Source organism: Caballeronia sp. PC1 (assembly GCF_021353155.1).
GTDB classification, from domain to species: Bacteria; Pseudomonadota; Gammaproteobacteria; order Burkholderiales; family Burkholderiaceae; genus Caballeronia; species Caballeronia cordobensis.
Genome location: NZ_JAJUBH010000002.1, coordinates 1,580,549 through 1,601,958 on the forward strand (window position 1 = coordinate 1,580,549; position 21,410 = coordinate 1,601,958).

Consider the following 21,410-nt stretch of genomic DNA (forward strand, 5'->3'; position numbering starts at 1 on the left):
CGAATGTCGCACACGCGTCATGCATCGAAGCGGGCGCGCGCGGTCGCGGCGATTTGCATCAACGCTTCCATGCTGAGCCGTGCGGCGATGGCCTTCACATAATCGTGATGCCGCGCTTCGAGCGGCGCACCGAGATACTGCGCATGCAGATAGCGAATCAACGCGATGCGCCGATGCTTCAGCGCGATACTGCGGTCGAGCAACGCGAGCGCCGCGTACGCATCGTGCTCCTTGCATGCGCGCTCCGACCACTGCGCGGCGATGTCGCGTGACGGATTCATCGCGCCGCAGCGTGAAGCGCGTCCGCCTGCATGCGCCATGCAACGTAGTCCGCGCGCCGCCAGTCGAGCTCGAGCCCGAGCCGCTTCGTGCCCTCGCGGATCTTCGGCTTGTGCAGCGAGAGCGTGAGCGCATCGAGCGCGGGCCATTCATCGAATGACAGCGCGGCAATCTCGACCGCGAGCGTTTCGAGCAGGCGCGTGTGCGGCTTCGTTTCGAGAAACGCGCTCACGCGATTGCACCACGCTTCGTAATCGATCAGGCCATCGCTCGATTCCTGCGGCATCTCGCGATACCGCAGACTGGCGTCGATGCAGACAGGCTGCGGCGCGACATGCTCGTGCTCGTACAGGCCGACGCTCGTCTTCACGATCAACTCATCGACGACGATGCGCCAGCCTTTCCCGCCTATGTCGAGCGGCTCGAACGGCTTCATGAAAGCAGCGGCTCGGCGGCGTCGAGCATGATCTTCACGAAGTAATCGGCGAAGCTGCGGCGCACGATGATTTCACAGCGATCGCCACCGAGCGGCGTCAACGTGATCGATGCCTTGAAGAAGTGGCTCTGCGCACACTGGCCAAGACCGAAGACCTTCGGATGAAGGTCGAGCGGGCAGCCGCGCGACAGCACTTCACGCGTCTTCGGGCCATCGATTTCGAGCACCGTATAGCCGCTGCCGATATCCACCGCCGCCGAGAACTGGCCGGCGAAAGCATCGCGCAGTTTCGCTTCGAGCGGCGCGGGACGGGCCGCGTCGTGGGCCGCGTCCGAATGCACGAGCCATTCGTCGGGGCCGAGCCACAGCATCGTGTAGCCGTTGCCGCGCGCGACGGTGTTCGCCTTCTCGGGCGGCACACAGCCGATCACGTTCTGCACCGCTTTCACGAAGGCCGCATCGCGCGTATCGCCGCGCACGTTCACGAGTTCGAGGAACGGGCGCTCCGTCAGGCGAAACGCTTTCGGCGAGCCGCTCTGATGCGACTTCATGAGCGCATCGGCGCCTACGAGCGGGCTTTCCTGCCACGTGCCGCTGAGGCCTTGTCCGCTGATGGCACGGTCGACGACCGTCGCGGATGCCTTGACTTCATTCAACATGCTGACGTGCTCCTTCGCTGTCGTAGAACACCGAACTGGTGATTTTCGCGGTGATGCGCTTGCCGTTCGCAAGCGGGATCAGAACCGATTCGCCCATCTTGTCGAGACCGCCCTTCACGACGGCGAGCGCGATCGAGCGCTTCAAAATGGGGCTGTAATAACTCGACGTGACGTGACCAAGCATCGGCGCGGTGTCGCCCTGGAACGGACCCGATACGATCTGCGCGCCTTCGGGCAGCACGATCGTGGGGTCGTCGGTGAGCAGGCCGACGAACTGCTTGCGTCCCTGCTTCGCCGTATCCGAACGCGTGAGCGAACGCTTGCCGAGGAAGTCTTTGGACTTCGCCACGAGCCCGCCCATGCCGAGGTCGTAAGGCGTCATCGAGCCATCCGTATCCTGGCCGACGATGATGTAGCCCTTCTCCGCGCGCAGCACGTGCATCGTTTCGGTGCCGTACGGCGTGATGTCGAATTCCGCGCCGGCAAGCATCAGCGCTTCCCACACCGCGCGTCCGACGTTCGCCGGCACGTTCACTTCATAGGCAAGCTCGCCCGAGAAGCTGATGCGCATCACGCGCGCCGCCGCGCCCGCCACCGTGCCGTCGCGATAGCTCATGAACGGGAACGCCGCATTCGCGAAGTCGATGTCGTGACACACCTTCTGCAGCACCTTGCGGCTGTTCGGGCCGACGACCGCGAACGTCGCCCAGTGGTCCGTCACGGATGCGAGACGCACGCGCATGTCGGGCCATTCGGTTTGCAGCCAGCGTTCGAGCCACGTCAGCACGCGCGCCGCGCCGCCGGTGGTCGTCGTCATCATGTAGTGCTGTTCGCCGAGACGCACCGTCACGCCGTCGTCGAAGATCATGCCGTTTTCGTCGAGCATCAGGCCATAGCGGCACTTGCCCACTTCGAGCTTGCTCCACGGATTCGTGTACATCCAGTTGAGCAGCTTCGCGGAATCCGGGCCTTGAATGTCGATCTTGCCGAGCGTCGATGCGTCCAGAATGCCGACGCTCTGACGCACCGCGAGCGACTCGCGCGCAATCGCCGCGTGCAGGTCTTCGCCGTTCTTCGGGTAGTACCACGGACGCTTCCAGTTGCCGACGTCCTCGAACATCGCGCCGTTTTCGACGTGCCATTCGTGGATAGCGGTCTTGCGCACCGGGTCGAGGAACTCGCCCAGCTCGCGGCCCGCGAACGTGCCGAAAGTCACGGGCGTGTAGTTCGGGCGGAAGGTCGTCGTGCCGGTTTCGGGAATCGTCTTGCCGAGCGCGCCCGCGAGAATCGCCATGCCGTTGATGTTGCCGAGCTTGCCCTGGTCGGTGCCGAAGCCCATCGCCGTATAACGCTTGACGTGCTCGACGGATTCGAAGCCTTCGCGCGCGGCAAGATAAATGTCGGCGGCGGACACGTCGTTTTGATAGTCGACGAATTGCTTGGGACCACGAGTCGACAGTTCCTTGTTGCCGACGATCCACAGCGGCATCATCGGCGCTTCAACGATCTCGGCGACCTGCACGGCATTCGGCTTCGCGACGATATGACCCGCCGCGCGCGCCGCATCCGCACCCGCATCGACGCCGAAGCGGATGCCGCGCGAGAGCGAGAACTCGCCCGCGCATGCACCGACGCTGCTCTCCTTCTGCAACGCCTTGCCGGGAACGAAGCACGCCTTTTCGTCGTGCCAGTGCGCCTTGCCGCCCGATTGCGCGAACAGATGCAGCACCGGGCTCCAGCCGCCCGACATCGCGACGAGATCGCATTGCAGGTCGGTCTGTTTCTGGCCGACCTGGCCTTTCGCATACGAGGCCACTTCGACCGACGCCACGCGATACTTGCCATGCGCGACGGTGATGACCGCGTTGTTCAGCACGCGCACGCCATAGCGGCGCGCGGCCGCGGGCAACGTGCCCTTCGATTCGGCGGGACGCGGATCGACAACCGTCACATCGGCGCCCGCGGCCTTGAGATCGAGCGCGCATTGATACGCGTCGTCGTTGTTCGTGAAGACGACCGCGTTGCGGCCCGGCAGCACCGCGTAGCGATGCAGATACGTCGACACCGCCGACGCCAGCATGATGCCCGGCAGATCGTTATTGCCGAAGACGATCGGACGCTCATGCGCGCCGGTCGCGAGAATCACGCGCTTCGCACGCACTTTCCACATCAGTTCACGCGTGCCCTGACGGCGCGAGACGGGCAGATGTTCCGTCAGACGTTGCGTGATCGTGACGAGGTTGTGATCCTGATAGCCGAACGCCGTGCTGCGCGAAAGTACCTTCACGTCGGGCATCTTGCGCAGTTCGGCTTCGATCTTCTGCACCCATTGCAGCGCGGGCTTGCCATCGATTTCGGCGCGGCACGACAAGAGCGAGCCGCCGAGTTCGCGCTGATCGTCGACGAGAATCACACGCGCGCCGGACAGGCCCGCGGCATGCGCAGCCGCGAGACCCGAAGGTCCGCCGCCGACCACGAGCACGTCGCAATGCGCGAAGCATTTGTCATAGCGGTCGGCATCGAGTTGCTTCGGCGCTTCGCCGAGACCCGCCGCGTCGCGAATCACTTCTTCGTACTTCGGCCAGAGCTTGCGCGGCCACATGAACGTCTTGTAGTAGAAGCCCGCGGGAATGAAGCGCGCGATCTTCTGGTTGACCGCCATGCGATCTTTCTCGATGCTCGGCTTCGCGTTCACGCTCGTCGCGACGAGCCCCTGATAGAGCTCGACTTCGGTCGCGCGCGCGTTCGGCACGGTGTACGCGCCGGTTTCGAGCTGCACCACTGCATTCGGTTCTTCGACGCCCGCGGTGATGATGCCGCGCGGACGGTGATACTTCCAGCTACGCGCAACGAAACGCTCGCCGTTGGCAAGCAGGGCCGAAGCGAGCGTATCGCCTTCGAAGCCCTGATACGTCTTGCCGTTGAAGGTGAAGGTCACGGGAATCGCGCGGTTGATGCGTCCGCCCGCGCTCATGCGATCTTTCTGGCTCATTTCGACGTGCCTCCGTTGTCTTGCATCACAGCCAGCGGACGGTCGAACGTCTCGTAGCCCTGAATCTCATAACTCACCGTATCGCGCTGCACCTTGAACCAGCGGCGGCAGCCTTGCGCGTGGTTCCATTGCTCGCGATGCACGCCGCGCGGATTCTTGCGCATGAAGAGGTAATCGCCCCATTCCTTATCGGAGAGCTTTTCGGTGTCGAGCGGGCGCGCGATATCCGCTTCGCCGCCGCAGGAAAATTCGGTTTCGGCGCGCGGCCCGCACCAGGGGCATTCGATCAGCAACATGTTTCTTTCCTTGTGCGGTTAGCTTTAGTGAGCCACGGCAGCCGCGCCGTGTTCGTCGATCAGATGACCGGTATAGAAACGATCCAGCGAGAACGGCGCATTCAGTGCATGCGGCTCGTCTCGTGCGATGGTGTGGGCATACGCGAAGCCCGAGCCCGGCGTCGCCTTGAAGCCGCCCGTGCCCCAGCCGCAGTTGAAGTAAAGGCCCTTGACGTCGGTCTTCGAGATGATCGGGCATGCGTCCGGCGAAACATCGACGATGCCGCCCCACTGACGGTTCATGCGCACGCGCGAGAACACCGGGAACATCTCGACGATGGCTTCCAGCGTGCCTTCGATGATATGGAAGCTGCCGCGCTGCCCATAACCCGCGTACTGGTCGACGCCCGCGCCGATCACCAGATCGCCCTTGTCGGACTGGCTGATGTACGCGTGCACCGCGTTCGACATGATCACCGTGTTCACGACCGGCTTGATCGGCTCGGACACGAGCGCCTGAAGCGGATGACTTTCGATCGGCAGACGCACACCGGCCATGTCGGCGAGCGTGGTCGTGCTGCCGGCCGTGACGACCGCGACCTTCTTCGCCTTGATGAAACCCTTGGTCGTATCGACGCCCGTCACCTGATTGCCATCGCGGCGAATGCCGACGACCTGGCAGTTCTGAATGATGTCCACGCCCGCGCGGTCCGCGCCGCGCGCGAAGCCCCAGGCCACCGCATCGTGACGCGCCACGCCGCCGCGACGCTGAATCGACGCGCCCAGCACCGGATAACGGCTGTTGAGGTTGATCGTCGGCTCGATTTCCTTGATCTGCTGCGGCGTGAGGAACTCGGCATCGACGCCATTGAGGCGGTTCGCGTTCACGCGGCGTTCCGTATCGCGCACGTCCTGCAGATTGTGCGCGAGGTTCATCACGCCGCGTTGCGAGAACATCACGTTGTAGTTGAGGTCTTGCGAGAGGCCTTCCCACAGCTTCATCGCTTTCTCGTACAGCGCGGCCGATTCATCCCACAGATAGTTCGAGCGCACGATGGTCGTGTTGCGCGCGGTGTTGCCGCCGCCGATCCACCCCTTCTCGAGAATCGCGACGTTCGTGATGCCATGCTCTTTCGCAAGATAGTAGGCCGTCGCGAGACCATGACCGCCGCCGCCGACGATCACCACGTCGTACTCGCGCTTCGGCTCGGGACTTCGCCACTGGCGCTCCCAGTTCTCGTGATACGACATGCCGTTGCGCAGCAGGCTGAAGATGGAATAGCGGCTCATGGTGTATCTCTTCCTTCGTGCGGGGTTTGTGCTTGCAATCGATTCAGCATTCGATGACGTTCACGGCGAGGCCACCGCGCGACGTCTCCTTGTATTTCGTTTTCATGTCGGCGCCGGTTTCGCGCATCGTCTTGATGACCGAATCGAGCGACACGTAATGCTTGCCGTCGCCCTTCATCGCCATGCGCGCCGCGTTGATCGCCTTGATCGAGCCCATCGCGTTGCGCTCGATGCACGGAATCTGCACGAGTCCGCCGACGGGATCGCACGTCATGCCGAGGTTGTGCTCCATGCCGATTTCCGCGGCGTTTTCCACTTGTTCGGGCGTGCCGCCCATGACGGCGGCGAGCGCGGCGGCGGCCATCGAGCACGCGACGCCCACTTCGCCCTGGCAGCCGACTTCGGCGCCCGAGATCGACGCGGTTTCCTTGTAGATGATGCCGATGGCGGCCGCGGTCAGAAGGAAGCGCACGATGCCTTCGTCGTTCGCGCCGTGCATGAACTTGACGTAGTAGTGCAGCACCGCGGGAATCACGCCGGCCGCGCCATTGGTCGGCGCGGTGACGACGCGGCCGCCCGCTGCGTTTTCTTCGTTCACGGCCATCGCGTAGAGATTGACCCAGTCGAGCATCGACAGGGGATCGCGCAGCGACTCTTCGGAACGCGTGCGCAACTGGATGGACAAGTCGGCCGCGCGGCGCTTCACGCGCATCGGGCCCGGCAACTCGCCGCGCTCCTTGCAGCCGCGCTCGACGCACGCGGCCATCACGCGCCACACGGCGAGCATGCCCTCGCGCACTTCCTGTTCCGTGCGATTCGCGCATTCGTTCTGCATCGTCACTTCGGCGATAGACAGACCCGTCTCCTTGCAGATGCGCATGAGATCGTCGCCGGTGCGAAACGGATACGGCACCGTGCTGCCGGCGCGCAAGCCATTGACGCGATCACCCTCGCGATTCACGACGAAGCCGCCGCCGATCGAGTAATACTCTTTCTCGACGAGCAACTGGCCGTTCTCGTCGAACGCCTGAAAGCGCATGCCGTTGGGATGCACGATGCTCGAACCCGGCGCGCCCGGCATCAGCTTGCGATAGAAGCCGATATGCTCGCGCTCTTCGAACGCCACTTCATGCTTGCCGAGCAGATTCAGGCGCTTGCTTGCGCGGATTTCCTTCAGGCGCGGCGCGATGATGTCCGGATCGATGAGGTCGGGCAGATTGCCTTCGAGGCCGAGCAGCACGGCCTTGTCGGTGCCGTGGCCCTTCCCAGTCGCACCGAGCGAGCCGAACAGCTCCGCGCGCACGCGGGTGACGAAGGCGAGCAGATTGGCGTCCTCGATATGCGACGCGAACCGGCACGCCGCAATCATCGGTCCGACGGTATGCGAGCTCGACGGTCCGATGCCGATCTTGAACAGATCGAAGACGCTGACGTTCATTGGCGTGTCCCTGGGTGTGGCGTTGCGCGATGCGCGGCCGTGGTTTCGCGGGGTTTCTCTATGGCGCCTATTGCACCAAACCCTATAAAGACCCGATAGAACAAAAACGCCGTCGAAATGGGATAGCGGCGTCAGCGCTTCGTGGGCGGCGTTTTCCCGGTGATTCCCGGCAGCCGGTGCGACGCGCGTAACAGACCCTTTCGCGATTCGCGCCTTTTTGCGCATCTTCGTTGCACTTTCCCTCGTTTTGAGACTGGTCCGAAGCGCCGGGACAGCGTGCATCGGTATATTCCCTAGGTATTCGACTGAGCCCGCGCTCACGCTTTCCTACCTACCTTCCCCGCTTCTTCCGGTTCGCATTCGATGGAAACTCACGCACTCCCCGACCAGTTCTTCAAATCCTGGGTTCTCGCTTTCCTCGTCGGCGCGGTGGTCGTCGGCACGCTCCAGGCAATCGGCCTGCTTTCGCCCGAGCACGTGCTCACGCGCGAGGCCCCCGTCTGGGGCGCGCTCGTGTTGCTCTGCTCCATCGATCCCGTGCTGCGCTACTTCGGCGTGTTGAAGGCGGAAATCGAGCAGCGCTGGGGCGATTACACGATCGCGAGCGTGCTCGGCCGCGCGACGGGCGCGCTGATCGGCGGCGTCTTCGCATGGGGCTTCGCCGTGCTCGGCGGCTGAGCGCCGCTTCCTTCTTCCTTTTGCGATTCATGCGGCCGGCGTCACTCGACGCCGGCCGCGTCGTTTCCGAGACGCGCCCGCGGCCCGCAGCCGAGTGTTATGCTCGCTGGATAACGTCTAGCCGCATGTCGCCCGCATGAGCCCCGCAGAGCCCCTTCCGCCGTCGTCCATCGACGGCCAGTCGAAATCGCGCATTCGCTTCGGCATCATCCTGTTGCCGAACTTCACGCTGACCGCGTTCTCCGGTTTCGTCGACCTGTTGCGCCTGTCCGCCGACGAAGGCGATTTCAGCCGCCCGGTGCGCTGCTCGTGGAGCGTGATCGGCGAGACGCTCGCGCCCGTGCGCGCGAGTTGCGGCATTCAGATCACGCCGTGGGAAACCTACGATCAGGCCGAGCCGTTCGACTATGTCGTCGTGGTTGGCGGCCTGCTGCATTCCGGTCCCGCCACGAGCGAGGCCACGCTTCAGTTCATCCGGCGCGCCGCCGCGACGAATGCGACGCTCGTCGGCATGTGCACGGGCGTGTTCTCGCTGATGCGCGCGGGCGTGCTCGAAGGGCATCGCATCTGCGTGAGCTGGTTTCATTACTGGGATTTCGTCGAGCGCTTTCCGCATGCGGACGAGCAGGCGCTCGTCGCCGATCGTCTCTTCGTGATCGACAGAAGGCGCATTACGTGCTCGGGCGGGCGCGCCTCGATCGATGTCGCCGCCGCCATTCTGCTTCGTCACTTCGAAACGGCGACGGTGCAAAAGGCGCTGCGCATTCTCCTCGTCGATGATATGCAGAAGGGCAACGCGCCGCAGCCGCATCCGCCGGGCCTCGCGCCCGCCACGCATCCCAAAGTGAAACGTGCGATCCTGCTGATGGAGCAGCACGTCGGGCGTTCGCTCTCGCTGGATGAACTCGCGCACAAGCTCGATCTTTCGACGCGTCAGCTCGAACGGCTCTTCAAGGCGGAGACGGGCAAGGCGCCGCAGGCCTACGCGAAGCAGGTGCGGCTGCGCACGGCCGCATGGCTTCTGACGAGCTCGGACAAGACCGTCGCGGATATTGCGTCGAGCTGCGGCTTTTCGGACGCATCGCATCTCGGCCGCGAGTTCCGCAAGCAATTCGGCGTGCCGCCGATGATGTATCGCGAGCAGGGCGGCGGGACGCAGGACGCGCAGGAAGCCACGCACGCAATGGACTACGACGAAGTTTTTCCGGGCCGCGCCCAGGCAATCTAGGCTTTATCCGCTTCACGTTTTCCGCGGCTCGACACACCAAGGAGGAACGGCATGGAGACTCACGGGTATTCGCAGGAAGAATGGCAGGTGCGCTGCGATCTCGCGGCGCTTTATCGCGTGATCGGACACTTCCGCTGGACCGACATGATCTTCACGCATATCAGCGCGCGTGTGCCGGGAGAAGATCATCACTTTCTGATCAATCGATATGGCGTGCTGTTCGATGAGATGCGCGCCTCGGACCTCGTGCGCATCGATCAGGAAGGGCGTCCCGTCGAGGCGCGTGCGAGCGACGATCCCGAGCGGTATCGCGTGAATCCGGCGGGCTTCACGATTCATTCCGCGATCCACATGGCGCGTCCCGATGTGCTGTGCGTCGTGCATACGCATACGGCGGCGGGCGCGGCGGTGTCGGCGCAGAAACAAGGCTTGTTGCCCATCAGCCAGCACGCGCTGAAGTATTACGGGCATATCGCTTATCACGATTATGAAGGCATCGCGCTGGATCTCGCGGAGCGGGATCGGCTCGTCAACGATCTCGGGCCGCATAACGCGATGATTTTGAAAAATCACGGGTTGCTGACATGCGGTAAGTCGATTCCCGAGGCGTTTCAGGAAATGTATTTTCTGGAAAGGGCGTGCGAGATTCAGATCCGGGCGCTCGCGGGCAATGCGGAATTGAATCTGCCTTCGCAGAAGGTTTGCGAACTGACGGCGGAGCAGTATCGGAGGGATGAGTCCGATGGGATCATGGCGCTGCAGTGGGACGCGGCGTTGAGGATGATCGAGGGGGGCGCGAGGACGGATTATCGGAGTTGAGTAACGGCTAGCTTTGAATCGCCACCGCGTCCGCATGAACGGCGGTCGCAGTGGCGATTCGGCTCGATGACTACGGCTGCGCCTTGATTTCGAAAGCCTGCCAGCCATCCGGACGCGACATCACGAAACGCTTGATCGAATCGACGGTAACGGTCCGAATGTGACCGCTATATCGCAGTTCGTTCGGATGATCGTCGAAGGCGATATTGGCTTTGAATGCTCGTCCGCCAAGCCGGGTCAGCGCGCCAATCTCCAGTTCCGAAGGGCGATAGCCGGCCATCTTCAACCACGCCTGCGCCTCGCTTCGGTCGTGAATGACCGCATCCTTAGCCGTCGTCGCTGCGATGCTTTCCAGTATCCAGGTATTGGAGTTTTCGTACCGCGTCGAGAACGGATAAGCAACGAGGCTATAGTCCGGATCGTGAAGCGAGCGAAGCGCCTTCGCGTCCGACATCCGACTCAGCAGGCGCGCCGATATATCGGGCGGTGGCACGAGAACGAGCGCATCGTAGGCGAAAAGATCATCCAGAAAGAAGTTGCCGACGCCCTCGTACCAGAGATCCGAACGATTGCTTCCACAGTCGTTCAGCAAATGCGCAATTCGCCAAGGTTGTCCCGAACGTTCACGATAGATGAAACCAACATGGCTGTAATGCAGGCCATATTTGCTCAAATCCTGACCGACACGTCCGACTATGGCCATCTGAACGCCCTTCGTTTCGAGTTCGCCCGTGACGCGTTGCGCCGTGCTCATCGCTTTTTGCAGCGTCTCAGGCGTGAGAGGACGTTCGCTACATCCCTGTCCCGCGAATGCATGGCTTGCGCAGACTGCCAGCGTCACGCACACCGTTCGAATCAAGCCGCGTCCGATCACTCGTGGGCCTCCTGCGAAACCGGACTTGCGCCGGCGACGCGGGAATGATGCAGCAGCGATTCGCCGGCGGCGTTCGGAATGAACGCCAGCACTTTGCCGGATGCGACGAGCGCCGTACCGGTCGATTGCGCCACGACATTCAATGTCGTCCCGACGGATAAGCCGAAACCTTGAAGCGTGCTTCGCGCAACCTTCACGGATATTTTGCCCGCGCCGCTCGCGGCCTTGGCGATCAACTCGACTGTGTCTTTGCTGCCTTCGGCGATGCCGGTGACGATCAGAGCGCTGCCCATTGCAGCGACCGACGCAGCCACATCGACCGCATTCTCTCCCTTTGCACTTGCGCCCACGCTCAGAACGGGAGCGGAAAGGATGGACACCGCCCCGTAGGAAATTTGCTCCGACGGGGTACTGTTGCTTTGCGCAAAGCTCACACCGGAAGCAAGCGAGACGGCCAGAACGAACGCCACGGTCTTCTTTTTCATTGTCGACTCCTTCGTGAAAGGCGCCGACTTTGCGCGATTCACGATTCGATCGACAATCGGATGTTACTGATTTTCTATGCCTCAATTCCCTGCGGCCACATACGCCTTCACCGCCGGCAACCCCTCCTTCCCGTCGAACGTCTTCACGCCCGCGAGCCACTTGTCCAGCACCGCCGGATTCGCCTTCAGCCACGCCCGCGCGGCCTTGTTCGCGTCGGTCTTGTTCATGATCGGCAGCATCACGTGGTTCTCGATATCCGTCGTGAACTGCAGGTTCGACACGAGCTTCGCGACATTCGGGCAACGCGTGTCGTAATCGGTCGGCGTGACGGTCAGCACCTTCGCTTCGCCGTAGTTCGGCCCGAAGACGTCATCGCCGCCCGCCAGATAATCGATCTTCATCTGCACGTTCATCGGATGCGGCTCCCAGCCGAGGAACACGATCGGCTTCTTCTCGCGAATCGCGCGATTCACTTCGACGAGCATGCCCGCCTCGCTCGACTCCACGAGCTTGAACTTGCCGAGCCCGTACATGTTGCCGTCGATCATCTTCTTGATGAGCGCATTGCCGTCGTTGCCCGGCTCGATGCCGTAGATCTTGCCGTCGAGCTTGTCGTAGTTCTTCGCGATATCGCTGAAGTTCTTGATGCCCGCCTGATACGCGTAGTCCGGCACCGCGAGCGTGTACTTCGCGCCGGTCAGATTCGGCGTCGCCAGAATCTTGACCTGATTCGCCTTCTTGAACGAATCGATCATCGGGTCCATGGTCGGCGACCAGTAGCCGAGGAACACGTCGATCTGCTTGCTCTTCACACCCGCGAAAGTGATCGGCACCGAAGCGATCGTCTTGGTCGGGTTGTAGCCGAGGCCCTGCAGAACCGTCGATGCAAGGCCGGTCGTCGCCGCGATATCCGTCCAGCCGACATCGGCGAAGCGCACGTTCCTGCACGCGGCCGGCTCGGCGGCGTACGCGCCTGTCAACATTGCCGTTGCCAGCGAAGCTATCGACGCAATCCACAAGCGCTTCATCGTTCTCTCTCCGAGTTTTTTAAAGGCACGACCCGGCCCGCGCGCGAGGCTTCGATAAAAAGCCGCGCGGACCGAAGATATAAAAAGAAAAGCGTCAGGCCGACAATCGCCGCTCGACGCTCGGCGCATGGCCGAACTGCGCGCGATACGCCTTGCTGAAATGACAAGGCGAATGAAACCCGCAAATGCTCGTCACGCGCGCGATCGACGCGTCCGTGTTGCGCAGCAGTTCGCGCGCGCGGCGCAGACGCAGCGTCAGGTAGTAATGCGTCGGCGACACGTTGAGGAACATCTTGAACATGCGTTGCAAGTGACGCTGCGACAGATGCACGAGCCGCGCGAGTTCTTCGAGCGATAAAGGCTCTTCGATGTTCGCTTCCATCAGCCGCACGACTTCGACGAGCTCGGCGCGCGAGAATCCCACGCGCGCATCGACGGGAATGTGCTGGTAATCCGTCGATCCGCGAATCCGCTCGACGATGAACTGCTCCGACACCTGCGCCGCATGCGCCTGCCCGAGCCGCATGCCGACGAGATTGAGCATCAGGTCGAGCGGCGCGGTGCCGCCTGTGCACGTCATGCGATCGCGATCGATCACGAAGAGCTCGTCCGCGAACCGCACATGCGGAAAGCGCTTGTTGACCGGCGACATGTCTTCCCAGTGCAGCGTGCAGCGATAACCGTCGAGCAGCTTCGCCGCAAGCAGCGCATACGGTCCCGTGCAAATGCCGCCGAGCGGAATGCCCGCTTCGTGCGCGCGCTGCAATAGTTCGATAACCTTATCATCGACATAATCCGCGACATGCCAGCCCGCGCAAACGATCAGCACGTCCGGCATGCCGGCTTCGTCGAGCGTCACCGTCGGCTTCACGGTGATGCCGTTGCTTGCGCGCGCAGGCTCCCCATCCGGCGTGATGATCGACCATCGATAGTGCTGCGTGCGGCCGATGTAATTGGCCATGCGCAGCACCTCGACCGCGCTCGTGAACGCGATCATCGAAAAGTTCGGCAGCGTGAGGAAGCCGAAGTGCGCGAGATTGGACAACGGTGATTCGGTACCCGCTGGGACGATCGCGTCGCGCTTCATGCATGGACCTCGTTTAGCCTTGTTGCGTCGCCGGTGCGCGGCGCACTTTCATCACGCTCTTGAGACCCGCGAACAGCGGGGCGCGCGCCATGCCGGGGGAACGGCCGAAGCTCTCGGTGATGCGGTCGAGAATGATCGCCAGCAACACCACCGACAAGCCGCTTTCGAAGCCCAGGCCGATATCCAGACGCTGAATCGAGGCGAGCACGTCGTTGCCGAGACCGCCCGCGCCCACCATCGATGCGATGATGACCATCGACAGCGCCATCATGATCGTCTGGTTCACGCCGGTCATGATCGAAGGCAGTGCGTTCGGAATCTGCACCTTGTAGAGCAACTGGAACGGCGTGCAGCCGAATGCCTGTCCCGCTTCCACGATCTCGCGGTTCACCTGCTTGATGCCGAGTGCGGTGAGACGCACGGCGGGCGGCATCGCGAAGATGACGGTCGCGAGAATCCCCGGCACGCGGCCCAGGCCGAACAGCATCGCGGCCGGAATCAGGTAAACGAAGGCGGGCATCGTCTGCATCAGGTCGAGCACGGGGCGCACGGCCATTTCGACATACTTGCTCTTCGAGGTCCAGATGCCGAGCGGAATGCCGAGCAACAGGCTGATGAACGTGGACGACAACGTGAGGCCCAGCGTAATGACCATCTGATCCCAGAAGTTCGTCGCGTAGATCAGCAATAGCGCGGCAAGCACGAAGGTGGCGAAGCGCCAGCCCACGCGCCATAAACCAATGCCGACGAAGATCGCGATGAGCGCCCACATCGGAACGGCCTGCAGGCCGTGCTCGACCGCGGCGGCGAATGTCTCGATGACCTTGCCGATGGAATCGAACGTCTTCGCGTCGTGATCGAGGAGATAGTGGACGCCGTGGTCCACCCAACTGCCAAGCGGAATGATTTCAGACATGGGAACCTCGATGGTGCGTAAGGACCTTCAGGACATTGGTCTTGTTGATCGACCCGCAGTACGAGCCGTCCGCCTCGACGACGGGCAGCGGCGCGGGGCTCGCGACCACGCGGTTCACGACGTCGTCCAACGCCATGTGCCGCTCGATGCAATCGATATGCTGAACATTGGCGCTCTCGCGCCCGACGAAGCCGCGGATACGGCGCTGCGCATCCAGCACGAACGCATAGTCGGCGCTGCCGTTCAGGGTTTGCGCCACGCTCGACGCGTCGATCTGGATGTTGTGCCGGATGAGCGGCACTTCGTCAGTCTGCATCAGATCGCCGGCGGTGAGATAGCGGCTCGTGTCGATGCCTTCGAAGAAGGCCTCCACGTAGTCATCGGCGGGATTCGTGATGATTTCCTGCGGCGTGCCGATCTGCACCACGCGCCCGCCTTCCATGATCGCGATGCGCGTGCCGATGCGCATCGCTTCTTCGAGATCGTGCGACACGAAAAGAATCGTGCGGCGCTGCTCGCGTTGCAGATCGAGCAGAACGTTCTGCATTTCCTTGCGCTTGAGCGGATCGAGCGCGGAAAACGCTTCGTCCATGATCATCAGCGAAGGATTGACGGCGAGCGCGCGAGCAAGGCCCACGCGCTGCTGCATGCCGCCCGATAGCTGCGACGGCAGTTTCTGCGCGAACGGCGCGAGACCGACTTGTTCGAGCACGGTCATCGCGCGGGCTTCGCGCTCCTTCTTGCCGACGCCCGCGACTTCCAGGCCGAACGCGGCGTTGGAGATGACGGTGCGCTGCGGCATCAGCGCGAAGGACTGAAACACCATGCTCATGTCCTTGCGGCGCAGCTCCGTGAGTTCCGAGCGCTTGACGGCGGCCACATCGCGGCCATCGATCAGCACTTTTCCGGCGGTCGGCTCGACCAGACGGTTGATGAGCCGGATCAGCGTGGATTTGCCCGAGCCTGACAGGCCCATGAGCACGAAAATCTCGCCTTCCTTGACGTCGAAGGAGACGTTATGGACGCCAACAATCTGTCCGGTGCGCTTGAAGACTTCTTCCTTCGTCGCGCCGCCGGCCAGCATGTCGAGCGCCTGCTTGGGACTGTTGCCGAATACTTTGCACAGTCCTTCGACTACTACCTTGGGGGAATTCATCGAATATCTCCTGGCGAGGGCGGACGTGCGTCCGCGCTGTGCATACATAGTTGCTAGAAAAAAGTCGCATCAGCCGACTATTTGCGACAACCACATGTGGAAATACGACACTTGAATATAGGCCGCTTTCCGCATGTGCGGCGAAAGCCATGCTGGATAAGGCTTTGCGGCTGTCGAAGGGCAATGACGCGGAGATTTCGGCGTGTCGCCGGAAGACAAGTCGAGGCGCGTTTTTGCGATGCAAACAGTCTTTTAAGCGCCGTCAGAAAGACGAAAGGAAGGGAAACTGCGTCGCGCGCGGGCATGCGCGGAGAAAAGATGCGCCGGCAAAGACGCCGGGACGGCTGAAAACTGCTAGAAAAACTACATGACAGCGATGAAGCGGCGGGCGGGTCGTACGGCGTTGGCCGTCGTGTGTTGCTGGTGTTGTGTTTCCCGCGCCGCCATTAGCCGCGCATTACAGGCGGATGCCGAAAGCGGTGCCGCGCGACTTGCGCTGACGCTCCGATTCACGGAAACGCGCTTGATACGAGTAGTCCTTGTCCATCGGAAGGTGCGGCGATTCGAACAGCGAAGCAAATTTTTGCAGCAGGGCGAAGAGGTAGCTCATGACTGACTCCGTTTGACGATTGAGGGTTTTCCCTTAGTTAGAATTATAGGGATAGCCCTGCCCGATTTCTAGTGCAATGCAGCATTTCTAAGAAATTTTCCTGTAGTTTTTCTACCTAGCGACCGGTCCTTGCTCGAATCTGAATACAGGGACGGGACGCAAACGCCCGAACGGCGGCCTTCCACCGTCAAATGGAACGCACGTGCGGCACGCCGCCGCACTGCGGTGTGTCGCAAGAATGTGACATAAGGGCGGGATCAGTGCGCCGCGGAACTGGCGCGATGGTGTGCGTGACGCGTGTGCGTTTGCGGCGCGGCCTGCGCCGGCGAGGCATCGCCGGCGTTGCGCGGCGCGTCGGATGGCGGGCGCAGGCTGAAGGTCGCCGAATCGGTATCGAACAGCGAGGCGAGCGTCGCCTGCTGGTTGAGCATCAATTGCTCCGTGCGATCCTGCTGCAGCTTGGCGTCGTGACTCATGCGCAGCAACACCGCCGTTTGCGCGATGCCGGTCGCCACCGTGACGAGCATCACGCAGACAATGATCGTCAGCATCGTCTTCATGCGGCGCGCGTGGGCCGTGGCGGACGTGCGCTGCTCGGCCATCACGGCGTGGAGCGCGTCGATGGTGTCCGCGAACGCGGTGGCGCGGGCGCGGTCGAGTTCGGGCGCGCTCGATTTCGCGAACGGCTCGGCTTCGCCGCGCGCCGGACGCACGCTCGGCTCGCCGCGATCCTGCGCGATCAGCGCGCGCGCCGCGCTTTCCGGCGCGATGGACGTGCTGATGCTCGCCGAGCGCGGCGCGGCAGCGGCGATCGCGCCGGTCTTGTCCGCGGACTCGCGCTGATCCGGCTGCGATGCGTCGATTTCGGGCGATTCGTCCTGAAACAAGCCCTGTTCCGGGGGCGATGCCGCCGTGCCCCGCGCCGCGCGTTTCGCGGCCGCGGATTCAGCCGCATTGACGCCCGCGGGCGGCGTGCCGCAACTCGACTGCACCGCCGCGAGAAACACGTCCGGCAATTCGAATCCCTCGAACGTGCCCTGACGGATATCGGTATTCAGCGCCTGGAGTTGCGCGCGCTCCGCGTCTTCCGCGAACAGGTCGAGCGTTTCGCCGCCGCGCGCGCCTTCGCTCAGTTGCGCGAGACGCTGCGCCGAGCGCGCGGCGCGGGCGAGCTTCTTCTCGGCGTCGGCGCCGGCCTGCATGGCTTGCGCGCGTCGACGGCGGGTTTGGGCGGCGGATTCGGCTCGAAGCGTGTCAGGATCTCTTTTTACTGCGGAATCTGGCATAAGGTCGCAAGACGGCAGCTTCCACGGCCGGCGCGCGAGGCACGCCGGCGTTTCAGCGGATATTTTCGAGAGGCGGCATTGTCGCACGGCTGCACGGGCAATCCAGCCATCGCGAGGCAAATTCAGCTCACGTCTTCCTCGCGAAACTCGCGCACCACGTCGAGTTGCCGCAAACGCTCGCGGATCGCCTGATATTCGAGCGCCGATGCGCGCGACAACTCCACGCGCACCTCGTCCAGATCGGCCGAATCGTCGCTCTGCTGCACGATGAACTGCTTCACGCGCACGCTGCCGGGCCCGAGCGCCTCATGCAGCGCGTGAAAGCTGAGCGAGCCGCGATCGACGAGCATCGTCAGCTGGCGGCGCTGCTTCACGTTGATGAAGCGGCGTTCGAGCGGCTTGATCCCCGCGAGGATGACGAGAATGATCGCCGTCGCCGCGATCGACGCCGTGTACAGCCCGCCGCCGACCGCCAACCCGATCGCCGCGACGGACCACAGGCTCGCGGCCGTCGTCAGGCCGCGCACGATCTCGCCGCGCAACAGAATCGATCCTGCGCCGAGAAAGCCGATGCCCGACACCACCTGCGCCGCGACCCGCGACGGATCGAGCACGACGTGATCGGCCGTCAGCGCATCCGCGAAACCGAACGCTGACACGATCATGAAAAGCGCCGAGCCGACGCACACGAGCATGTGCGTGCGCAGCCCCGCCGCCCACGCGAGCCGCTCGCGCTCGAAGCCGATGACGCTGCCGAGCGCCGCGGCCATCACGAGCCGCGAAACGAGTTCCACATTTCCCAACATGTTGTGCGCCCTCCTCGTTTGAAAAGCCCGTTGCCGCACCTGAAAACGCGGCGCGCGCCGGGCCGGTTTTGCTATTCTTTCCTGTTGCGTGACCCTGGCACGGCCATGCGCTTTTCGGACCCAATCAGAGTCTTCGTATGCAGGATCAACCACTCACCGCTTCATCGCCGATGCAATCGACGAGCCCGGATTCCGCCGCGCAGTTGCGCGCCCATTATGCAAACGTCGTGCTGCCCGTCTGGCGCGGTCCGGGGTTCAACGCGTCGCTCGGGCTGGCGTACGAAGCCGTCGCGCCCGCCGATCATGCACCGTTACCGCCGAAGCGGTATCGCGCCATGGCCTGCGCGCGGCAACTGTTCGTGTTCTCCGAAGCTGGCGACCTCGCCCATGCCGCAACGCTCTTCGAATCGCTGCGGCACTATTTTCAGGACAGAAAAAACGGGGGATGGTTCTATAGCGTGGATGCGAGCGGCGCGCCGCTCGAACGCCAGAAGGATCTCTACACGCATGCGTTCGTGGTGTTCGCGTGCGCGCATTACGCGAAAAAGAGCGGCTCGGCCGACGCGCTCGCGCTGCTCGATGAGACCTCGCGGCTCGTCGAGGCGCGCTTTTCGAGCGGCGGCGATCTCCTGAACGCCGCGCTCGCCGAGGACTTCGGCGCGACGCTCGAAACGCCGCTGCAAAATCCGCTGATGCATCTCGCGGAAGCGTGGCTCGCCGCGCGCGAGGCGACCGGCGACCCCGCCTACGACAAGCGTCTCGCGCAGCTCGCGCGATCCGTCGCGGATGCGTTCGTGCATCAGCCGAGCGGCGCGATCGCCGAATTGCCGATGGGCGCGCCGGGCAACCGGCTGGAGCCGGGCCATCAGTTCGAGTGGTATTTTCTGGCGCAGGGCAGTGGTCACGCCGCGTTCGAAGCGGCGGGCCTCAACGAAAAGCTCGCGCGCGCCTTCGATTTCGCGCAACGGCACGGCGTGGACGCGAAAACCGGCGGCGTGTGCGCCGCGCTCGACGAAGCCGGCCGCGTGATCGACGGCACGGAGCGCATCTGGGCGCAGACGGAATATCTGCGTGCGCTGGCCACGCGCGGCGACCCCGTCGGCGAGCAGATCGAGCGCTTTCGCGCGCGCTTCCTGCATGCAACCGGCTGGGTCGAATGCCGCTCGGCGCAGGGCGAGATCACCCGCGCCGAAATGCCGTCGACGACGCCGTATCACCTCGCGACGTCGTACGCGGCGTTGCCTGCCTAAGCGGGAACGCGCTCAGGCGAGCTGAAACACCGAAACCGCCGCCTTCAGTTGCCGCGTCTGTTCGTGCAGCGACGACGCGGCCGCCGCGGCCTCTTCGACGAGCGCCGCGTTCTGCTGCGTCATCTCGTCCATCTGCGTGACGGCCTGATTCACCTGCTCGATGCCCACGCTCTGCTCCAGCGACGACGCGCTGATTTCCGCCATCATCTGCGTGACGCGCGAGATCGACGCCGACACATCGCGCATCGCCGCGCCCGCGCGCTCGACGAGCACGGAGCCGTCGCTGACCTGCGCGACCGATTCGCCGATCAGCTCCTTGATTTCCTTCGCCGATTGCGCCGAGCGTTGCGCGAGCCCGCGCACTTCGCCCGCCACGACCGCGAAGCCGCGCCCTTGCTCGCCCGCGCGCGCCGCCTCGACCGCCGCGTTCAGCGCCAGAATGTTGGTCTGGAACGCGATACCGTCGATGACAGAAATGATTTCCGCGATCTTGTCCGAGCTCGCCGCGATGCCGCGCATCTTCTCGACGACGTCATCAACCACGCTGGAGCCGCGCGAGGTCGCGTCGAGCGCCTGGCCCGCGAGCGTGTTCGCCTCGCGGGCGTGCTCGGCGTTCTGACGCACCGTTGCGGTCAGCTCTTCCATGCTCGATGCGGTTTCTTCGAGAGACGCCGCCTGATTCTCCGTGCGCGCGGAAAGATCGGCGTTGCCGCTCGCGATTTCGTCGGCGCCGAAGTTGATCGAATCCGACGTCTCGCGCACGGTCTTCACGGTGCCCGCGACGCTCGCCTGCATCGTCGCGAGTCCCGCGAACAGACGGCCGATCTCGTTCGTGCCGCGATCCTCGATGCGCTCGTCGAGACGCCCCTTCGCGATGCGCTCGAAATGACGGCCCGCTTCCTCCAGCGGCGCGATCACGCCACGGCGCAGCGCGACGTGCGTAAGCGCGACGCCCGCGACGAGCGCCACGAAAATCACGATGCCCACGGCGCGGAACCACGCGTAACGCGTATCGATCGACGACAGATAGCCGCGGCCGGCTTCATCGCCGAAATCGACGAACTTCTGCTGCTCGGCGAGATAGCGGTCCTGGAAGCCTTGCGTCGGCTGGTCCAGAAACGCCTGAATATTGCCCGCGTCGAGATACTGGACGAGCTCCGACAGCGCCTTCGAATACTCGGCGTATTTCGCCTTCAGCGCGGTCATGCGCGCCACGTTCTCGTCGCCGGTCTTCGGCGCGTTCAGGAACGCGGTGAACGACTTGTCCGCCGCCGCGATCTCCTCACGCGCGTGCTGAACGATTTCCGTCGGCTCCGTGCCGCCGCGCACCATGCGCGTGCCCGCGCGGGAGAGGTTGATGCGCGCGTCCATCAGATGCTGAGTGGTCTTGTTGACCGCGTTCACCTGCTTGAGCGCGATGTCGGAAAGACTGCCGACATCGTCGTGCGTGCGCGAGAGCGACCAGAACCCGAGCCCTTCGGTCACGAGCTGAAAGAGACAAAACACCACCAGAACGGCCAGCAAACCGGATGAAACCTTGATCTTTCCGAACATCACAAACACCCACACTTTCCGAAATTGAGGCCCGCGCGATGCGGGGACAGTGCGGGTTTACGGCAATGAGGCCGGAAAGCTTGAATCGTTTGCCGCAATGACTTGTCTACGCGAATGCGGGGAATGCGCGGTCCCGGCGAAGCGTCGCCGGAAGGCGCGCATGCCGCTCGAAACGCTCCATTGCACAATTTTTGCGTGACTTCCTTGCAGTGGGCGCGAACGCTTCCTATTGTCTTTGCAGGACGGCACCGAACCCACCCAAG

The 21,410-nt window shown here is 63.3% G+C and carries 21 protein-coding genes; 4 read left to right on the top strand and 17 right to left on the bottom strand.

Features of this window, described 5'->3' with window-relative positions:
• Positions 1 to 17: 17 nt before the first annotated feature.
• Genes LY284_RS23265 through LY284_RS23295 form a run of 7 tightly spaced genes read right to left on the bottom strand, consistent with a single transcriptional unit; the run spans position 18 to position 7,369 of the window.
• Entirely contained in the window at positions 18 to 281 is a 264-nt protein-coding gene (locus LY284_RS23265) for a hypothetical protein (protein ID WP_233388109.1), read from the bottom strand.
• Positions 278 to 715, bottom strand: a complete 438-nt coding sequence (locus LY284_RS23270) for a dihydroneopterin aldolase (protein ID WP_233388110.1) — start codon at positions 713 to 715, stop codon at positions 278 to 280. The genes LY284_RS23265 and LY284_RS23270 overlap by 4 nt, the downstream gene beginning before the upstream one ends.
• On the bottom strand, positions 712 to 1,374 hold the full coding sequence (locus LY284_RS23275; RefSeq protein WP_233388111.1) for a sarcosine oxidase subunit gamma: 663 nt from the start codon (positions 1,372 to 1,374) through the stop codon (positions 712 to 714). The genes LY284_RS23270 and LY284_RS23275 overlap by 4 nt, the downstream gene beginning before the upstream one ends.
• On the bottom strand, positions 1,364 to 4,366 hold the full coding sequence (locus tag LY284_RS23280; RefSeq protein WP_233388112.1) for a sarcosine oxidase subunit alpha family protein: 3,003 nt from the start codon (positions 4,364 to 4,366) through the stop codon (positions 1,364 to 1,366). The genes LY284_RS23275 and LY284_RS23280 overlap by 11 nt, the downstream gene beginning before the upstream one ends.
• Entirely contained in the window at positions 4,363 to 4,662 is a 300-nt protein-coding gene (locus tag LY284_RS23285; RefSeq protein ID WP_014251520.1) for a sarcosine oxidase subunit delta, read from the bottom strand. The genes LY284_RS23280 and LY284_RS23285 overlap by 4 nt, the downstream gene beginning before the upstream one ends.
• Before the next feature lie 24 nt (positions 4,663 to 4,686).
• The gene (locus tag LY284_RS23290) at positions 4,687 to 5,931 is read right to left on the bottom strand and encodes a sarcosine oxidase subunit beta family protein (protein WP_014251521.1); all 1,245 of its coding nucleotides are present in this window, start codon (positions 5,929 to 5,931) and stop codon (positions 4,687 to 4,689) included.
• 43 nt (positions 5,932 to 5,974) lie between these two features.
• Complete coding sequence (locus tag LY284_RS23295; RefSeq protein WP_233388113.1) at positions 5,975 to 7,369, bottom strand: L-serine ammonia-lyase; 1,395 nt, start codon at positions 7,367 to 7,369, stop codon at positions 5,975 to 5,977.
• 363 nt (positions 7,370 to 7,732) lie between these two features.
• Here LY284_RS23295 and LY284_RS23300 point away from each other — a divergent pair, with 363 nt between their 5' ends.
• The 3 genes from LY284_RS23300 (at position 7,733) to LY284_RS23310 (ending at position 10,094) form a co-directional block, all read left to right on the top strand.
• Complete coding sequence (locus LY284_RS23300; RefSeq protein WP_014251523.1) at positions 7,733 to 8,047, top strand: hypothetical protein; 315 nt, start codon at positions 7,733 to 7,735, stop codon at positions 8,045 to 8,047.
• A 136-nt stretch (positions 8,048 to 8,183) separates the two neighbouring features.
• The gene (locus LY284_RS23305; protein WP_045455916.1) at positions 8,184 to 9,275 is read left to right on the top strand and encodes a GlxA family transcriptional regulator; all 1,092 of its coding nucleotides are present in this window, start codon (positions 8,184 to 8,186) and stop codon (positions 9,273 to 9,275) included.
• Between the two features lie 51 nt (positions 9,276 to 9,326).
• A complete protein-coding gene (locus LY284_RS23310; RefSeq protein ID WP_014251525.1) occupies positions 9,327 to 10,094 on the top strand; it encodes a class II aldolase/adducin family protein in 768 nt (255 codons plus the stop codon).
• Positions 10,095 to 10,164: 70 nt separating this feature from the next.
• Here LY284_RS23310 and LY284_RS23315 read toward each other — a convergent pair whose 3' ends face one another.
• From LY284_RS23315 to LY284_RS23355, 9 genes are all read right to left on the bottom strand, one after another.
• A complete protein-coding gene (locus LY284_RS23315; RefSeq protein ID WP_233388114.1) occupies positions 10,165 to 10,848 on the bottom strand; it encodes a DUF2145 domain-containing protein in 684 nt (227 codons plus the stop codon).
• A gap of 116 nt (positions 10,849 to 10,964) precedes the next feature.
• Positions 10,965 to 11,453, bottom strand: coding sequence for a hypothetical protein (locus LY284_RS23320; RefSeq protein WP_233388115.1), 489 nt, complete (start codon positions 11,451 to 11,453; stop codon positions 10,965 to 10,967).
• Between the two features lie 81 nt (positions 11,454 to 11,534).
• Positions 11,535 to 12,482, bottom strand: coding sequence for a choline ABC transporter substrate-binding protein (locus LY284_RS23325; RefSeq protein ID WP_233388116.1), 948 nt, complete (start codon positions 12,480 to 12,482; stop codon positions 11,535 to 11,537).
• 94 nt (positions 12,483 to 12,576) lie between these two features.
• Complete coding sequence (locus tag LY284_RS23330; RefSeq protein WP_014251527.1) at positions 12,577 to 13,569, bottom strand: GlxA family transcriptional regulator; 993 nt, start codon at positions 13,567 to 13,569, stop codon at positions 12,577 to 12,579.
• 13 nt (positions 13,570 to 13,582) lie between these two features.
• On the bottom strand, positions 13,583 to 14,485 hold the full coding sequence (gene choW / locus LY284_RS23335; protein WP_014251528.1) for a choline ABC transporter permease subunit: 903 nt from the start codon (positions 14,483 to 14,485) through the stop codon (positions 13,583 to 13,585).
• Complete coding sequence (locus tag LY284_RS23340; protein WP_053569690.1) at positions 14,478 to 15,641, bottom strand: glycine betaine/L-proline ABC transporter ATP-binding protein; 1,164 nt, start codon at positions 15,639 to 15,641, stop codon at positions 14,478 to 14,480. The genes choW and LY284_RS23340 overlap by 8 nt, the downstream gene beginning before the upstream one ends.
• Positions 15,642 to 16,098: 457 nt before the next feature.
• Complete coding sequence (locus LY284_RS23345; protein WP_167351001.1) at positions 16,099 to 16,251, bottom strand: hypothetical protein; 153 nt, start codon at positions 16,249 to 16,251, stop codon at positions 16,099 to 16,101.
• A 257-nt stretch (positions 16,252 to 16,508) separates the two neighbouring features.
• Positions 16,509 to 17,453 carry a hypothetical protein gene (locus LY284_RS23350; RefSeq protein ID WP_233388117.1) on the bottom strand — a complete coding sequence of 315 codons (945 nt, stop codon included), beginning with the start codon at positions 17,451 to 17,453 and terminating at the stop codon, positions 16,509 to 16,511.
• 206 nt (positions 17,454 to 17,659) lie between these two features.
• The gene (locus LY284_RS23355; RefSeq protein ID WP_041731971.1) at positions 17,660 to 18,343 is read right to left on the bottom strand and encodes an MgtC/SapB family protein; all 684 of its coding nucleotides are present in this window, start codon (positions 18,341 to 18,343) and stop codon (positions 17,660 to 17,662) included.
• 137 nt (positions 18,344 to 18,480) lie between these two features.
• On the opposite strand from LY284_RS23355, the gene LY284_RS23360 reads away from it, so the two are divergent.
• Complete coding sequence (locus tag LY284_RS23360; RefSeq protein WP_233388118.1) at positions 18,481 to 19,593, top strand: AGE family epimerase/isomerase; 1,113 nt, start codon at positions 18,481 to 18,483, stop codon at positions 19,591 to 19,593.
• A gap of 12 nt (positions 19,594 to 19,605) precedes the next feature.
• On the opposite strand, the gene LY284_RS23365 is transcribed toward LY284_RS23360, so the two are convergent.
• Positions 19,606 to 21,147 (bottom strand): methyl-accepting chemotaxis protein, encoded by a 1,542-nt coding sequence (locus LY284_RS23365; RefSeq protein WP_014251534.1) that lies wholly within the window; start codon positions 21,145 to 21,147, stop codon positions 19,606 to 19,608.
• Positions 21,148 to 21,410: the final 263 nt, after the last annotated feature.

Excerpts from the sequence above, each read along its gene's own strand:
- LY284_RS23275 (WP_233388111.1), bottom strand. The coding sequence starts at position 1,374 with ATGTTGAATGAAGTCAAGGCATCCGCGACGGTCGTCGACCGTGCCATC.
- LY284_RS23325 (WP_233388116.1), bottom strand. The coding sequence starts at position 12,482 with ATGAAGCGCTTGTGGATTGCGTCGATAGCTTCGCTGGCAACGGCAATG.
- LY284_RS23350 (WP_233388117.1), bottom strand. The coding sequence starts at position 17,453 with ATGCAGGCCGGCGCCGACGCCGAGAAGAAGCTCGCCCGCGCCGCGCGC.
- choW (WP_014251528.1), bottom strand. The coding sequence starts at position 14,485 with ATGTCTGAAATCATTCCGCTTGGCAGTTGGGTGGACCACGGCGTCCAC.
- LY284_RS23295 (WP_233388113.1), bottom strand. The coding sequence starts at position 7,369 with ATGAACGTCAGCGTCTTCGATCTGTTCAAGATCGGCATCGGACCGTCG.
- LY284_RS23365 (WP_014251534.1), bottom strand. The coding sequence starts at position 21,147 with ATGTTCGGAAAGATCAAGGTTTCATCCGGTTTGCTGGCCGTTCTGGTG.
- LY284_RS23280 (WP_233388112.1), bottom strand. The coding sequence starts at position 4,366 with ATGAGCCAGAAAGATCGCATGAGCGCGGGCGGACGCATCAACCGCGCG.
- LY284_RS23360 (WP_233388118.1), top strand. The coding sequence starts at position 18,481 with ATGCAGGATCAACCACTCACCGCTTCATCGCCGATGCAATCGACGAGC.
- LY284_RS23310 (WP_014251525.1), top strand. The coding sequence starts at position 9,327 with ATGGAGACTCACGGGTATTCGCAGGAAGAATGGCAGGTGCGCTGCGAT.
- LY284_RS23315 (WP_233388114.1), bottom strand. The coding sequence starts at position 10,848 with ATGAGCACGGCGCAACGCGTCACGGGCGAACTCGAAACGAAGGGCGTT.
- LY284_RS23345 (WP_167351001.1), bottom strand. The coding sequence starts at position 16,251 with ATGAGCTACCTCTTCGCCCTGCTGCAAAAATTTGCTTCGCTGTTCGAA.
- LY284_RS23265 (WP_233388109.1), bottom strand. The coding sequence starts at position 281 with ATGAATCCGTCACGCGACATCGCCGCGCAGTGGTCGGAGCGCGCATGC.
- LY284_RS23270 (WP_233388110.1), bottom strand. The coding sequence starts at position 715 with ATGAAGCCGTTCGAGCCGCTCGACATAGGCGGGAAAGGCTGGCGCATC.
- LY284_RS23305 (WP_045455916.1), top strand. The coding sequence starts at position 8,184 with ATGAGCCCCGCAGAGCCCCTTCCGCCGTCGTCCATCGACGGCCAGTCG.
- LY284_RS23355 (WP_041731971.1), bottom strand. The coding sequence starts at position 18,343 with ATGTTGGGAAATGTGGAACTCGTTTCGCGGCTCGTGATGGCCGCGGCG.
- LY284_RS23285 (WP_014251520.1), bottom strand. The coding sequence starts at position 4,662 with ATGTTGCTGATCGAATGCCCCTGGTGCGGGCCGCGCGCCGAAACCGAA.
- LY284_RS23340 (WP_053569690.1), bottom strand. The coding sequence starts at position 15,641 with ATGAATTCCCCCAAGGTAGTAGTCGAAGGACTGTGCAAAGTATTCGGC.
- LY284_RS23290 (WP_014251521.1), bottom strand. The coding sequence starts at position 5,931 with ATGAGCCGCTATTCCATCTTCAGCCTGCTGCGCAACGGCATGTCGTAT.
- LY284_RS23300 (WP_014251523.1), top strand. The coding sequence starts at position 7,733 with ATGGAAACTCACGCACTCCCCGACCAGTTCTTCAAATCCTGGGTTCTC.
- LY284_RS23320 (WP_233388115.1), bottom strand. The coding sequence starts at position 11,453 with ATGAAAAAGAAGACCGTGGCGTTCGTTCTGGCCGTCTCGCTTGCTTCC.
- LY284_RS23330 (WP_014251527.1), bottom strand. The coding sequence starts at position 13,569 with ATGAAGCGCGACGCGATCGTCCCAGCGGGTACCGAATCACCGTTGTCC.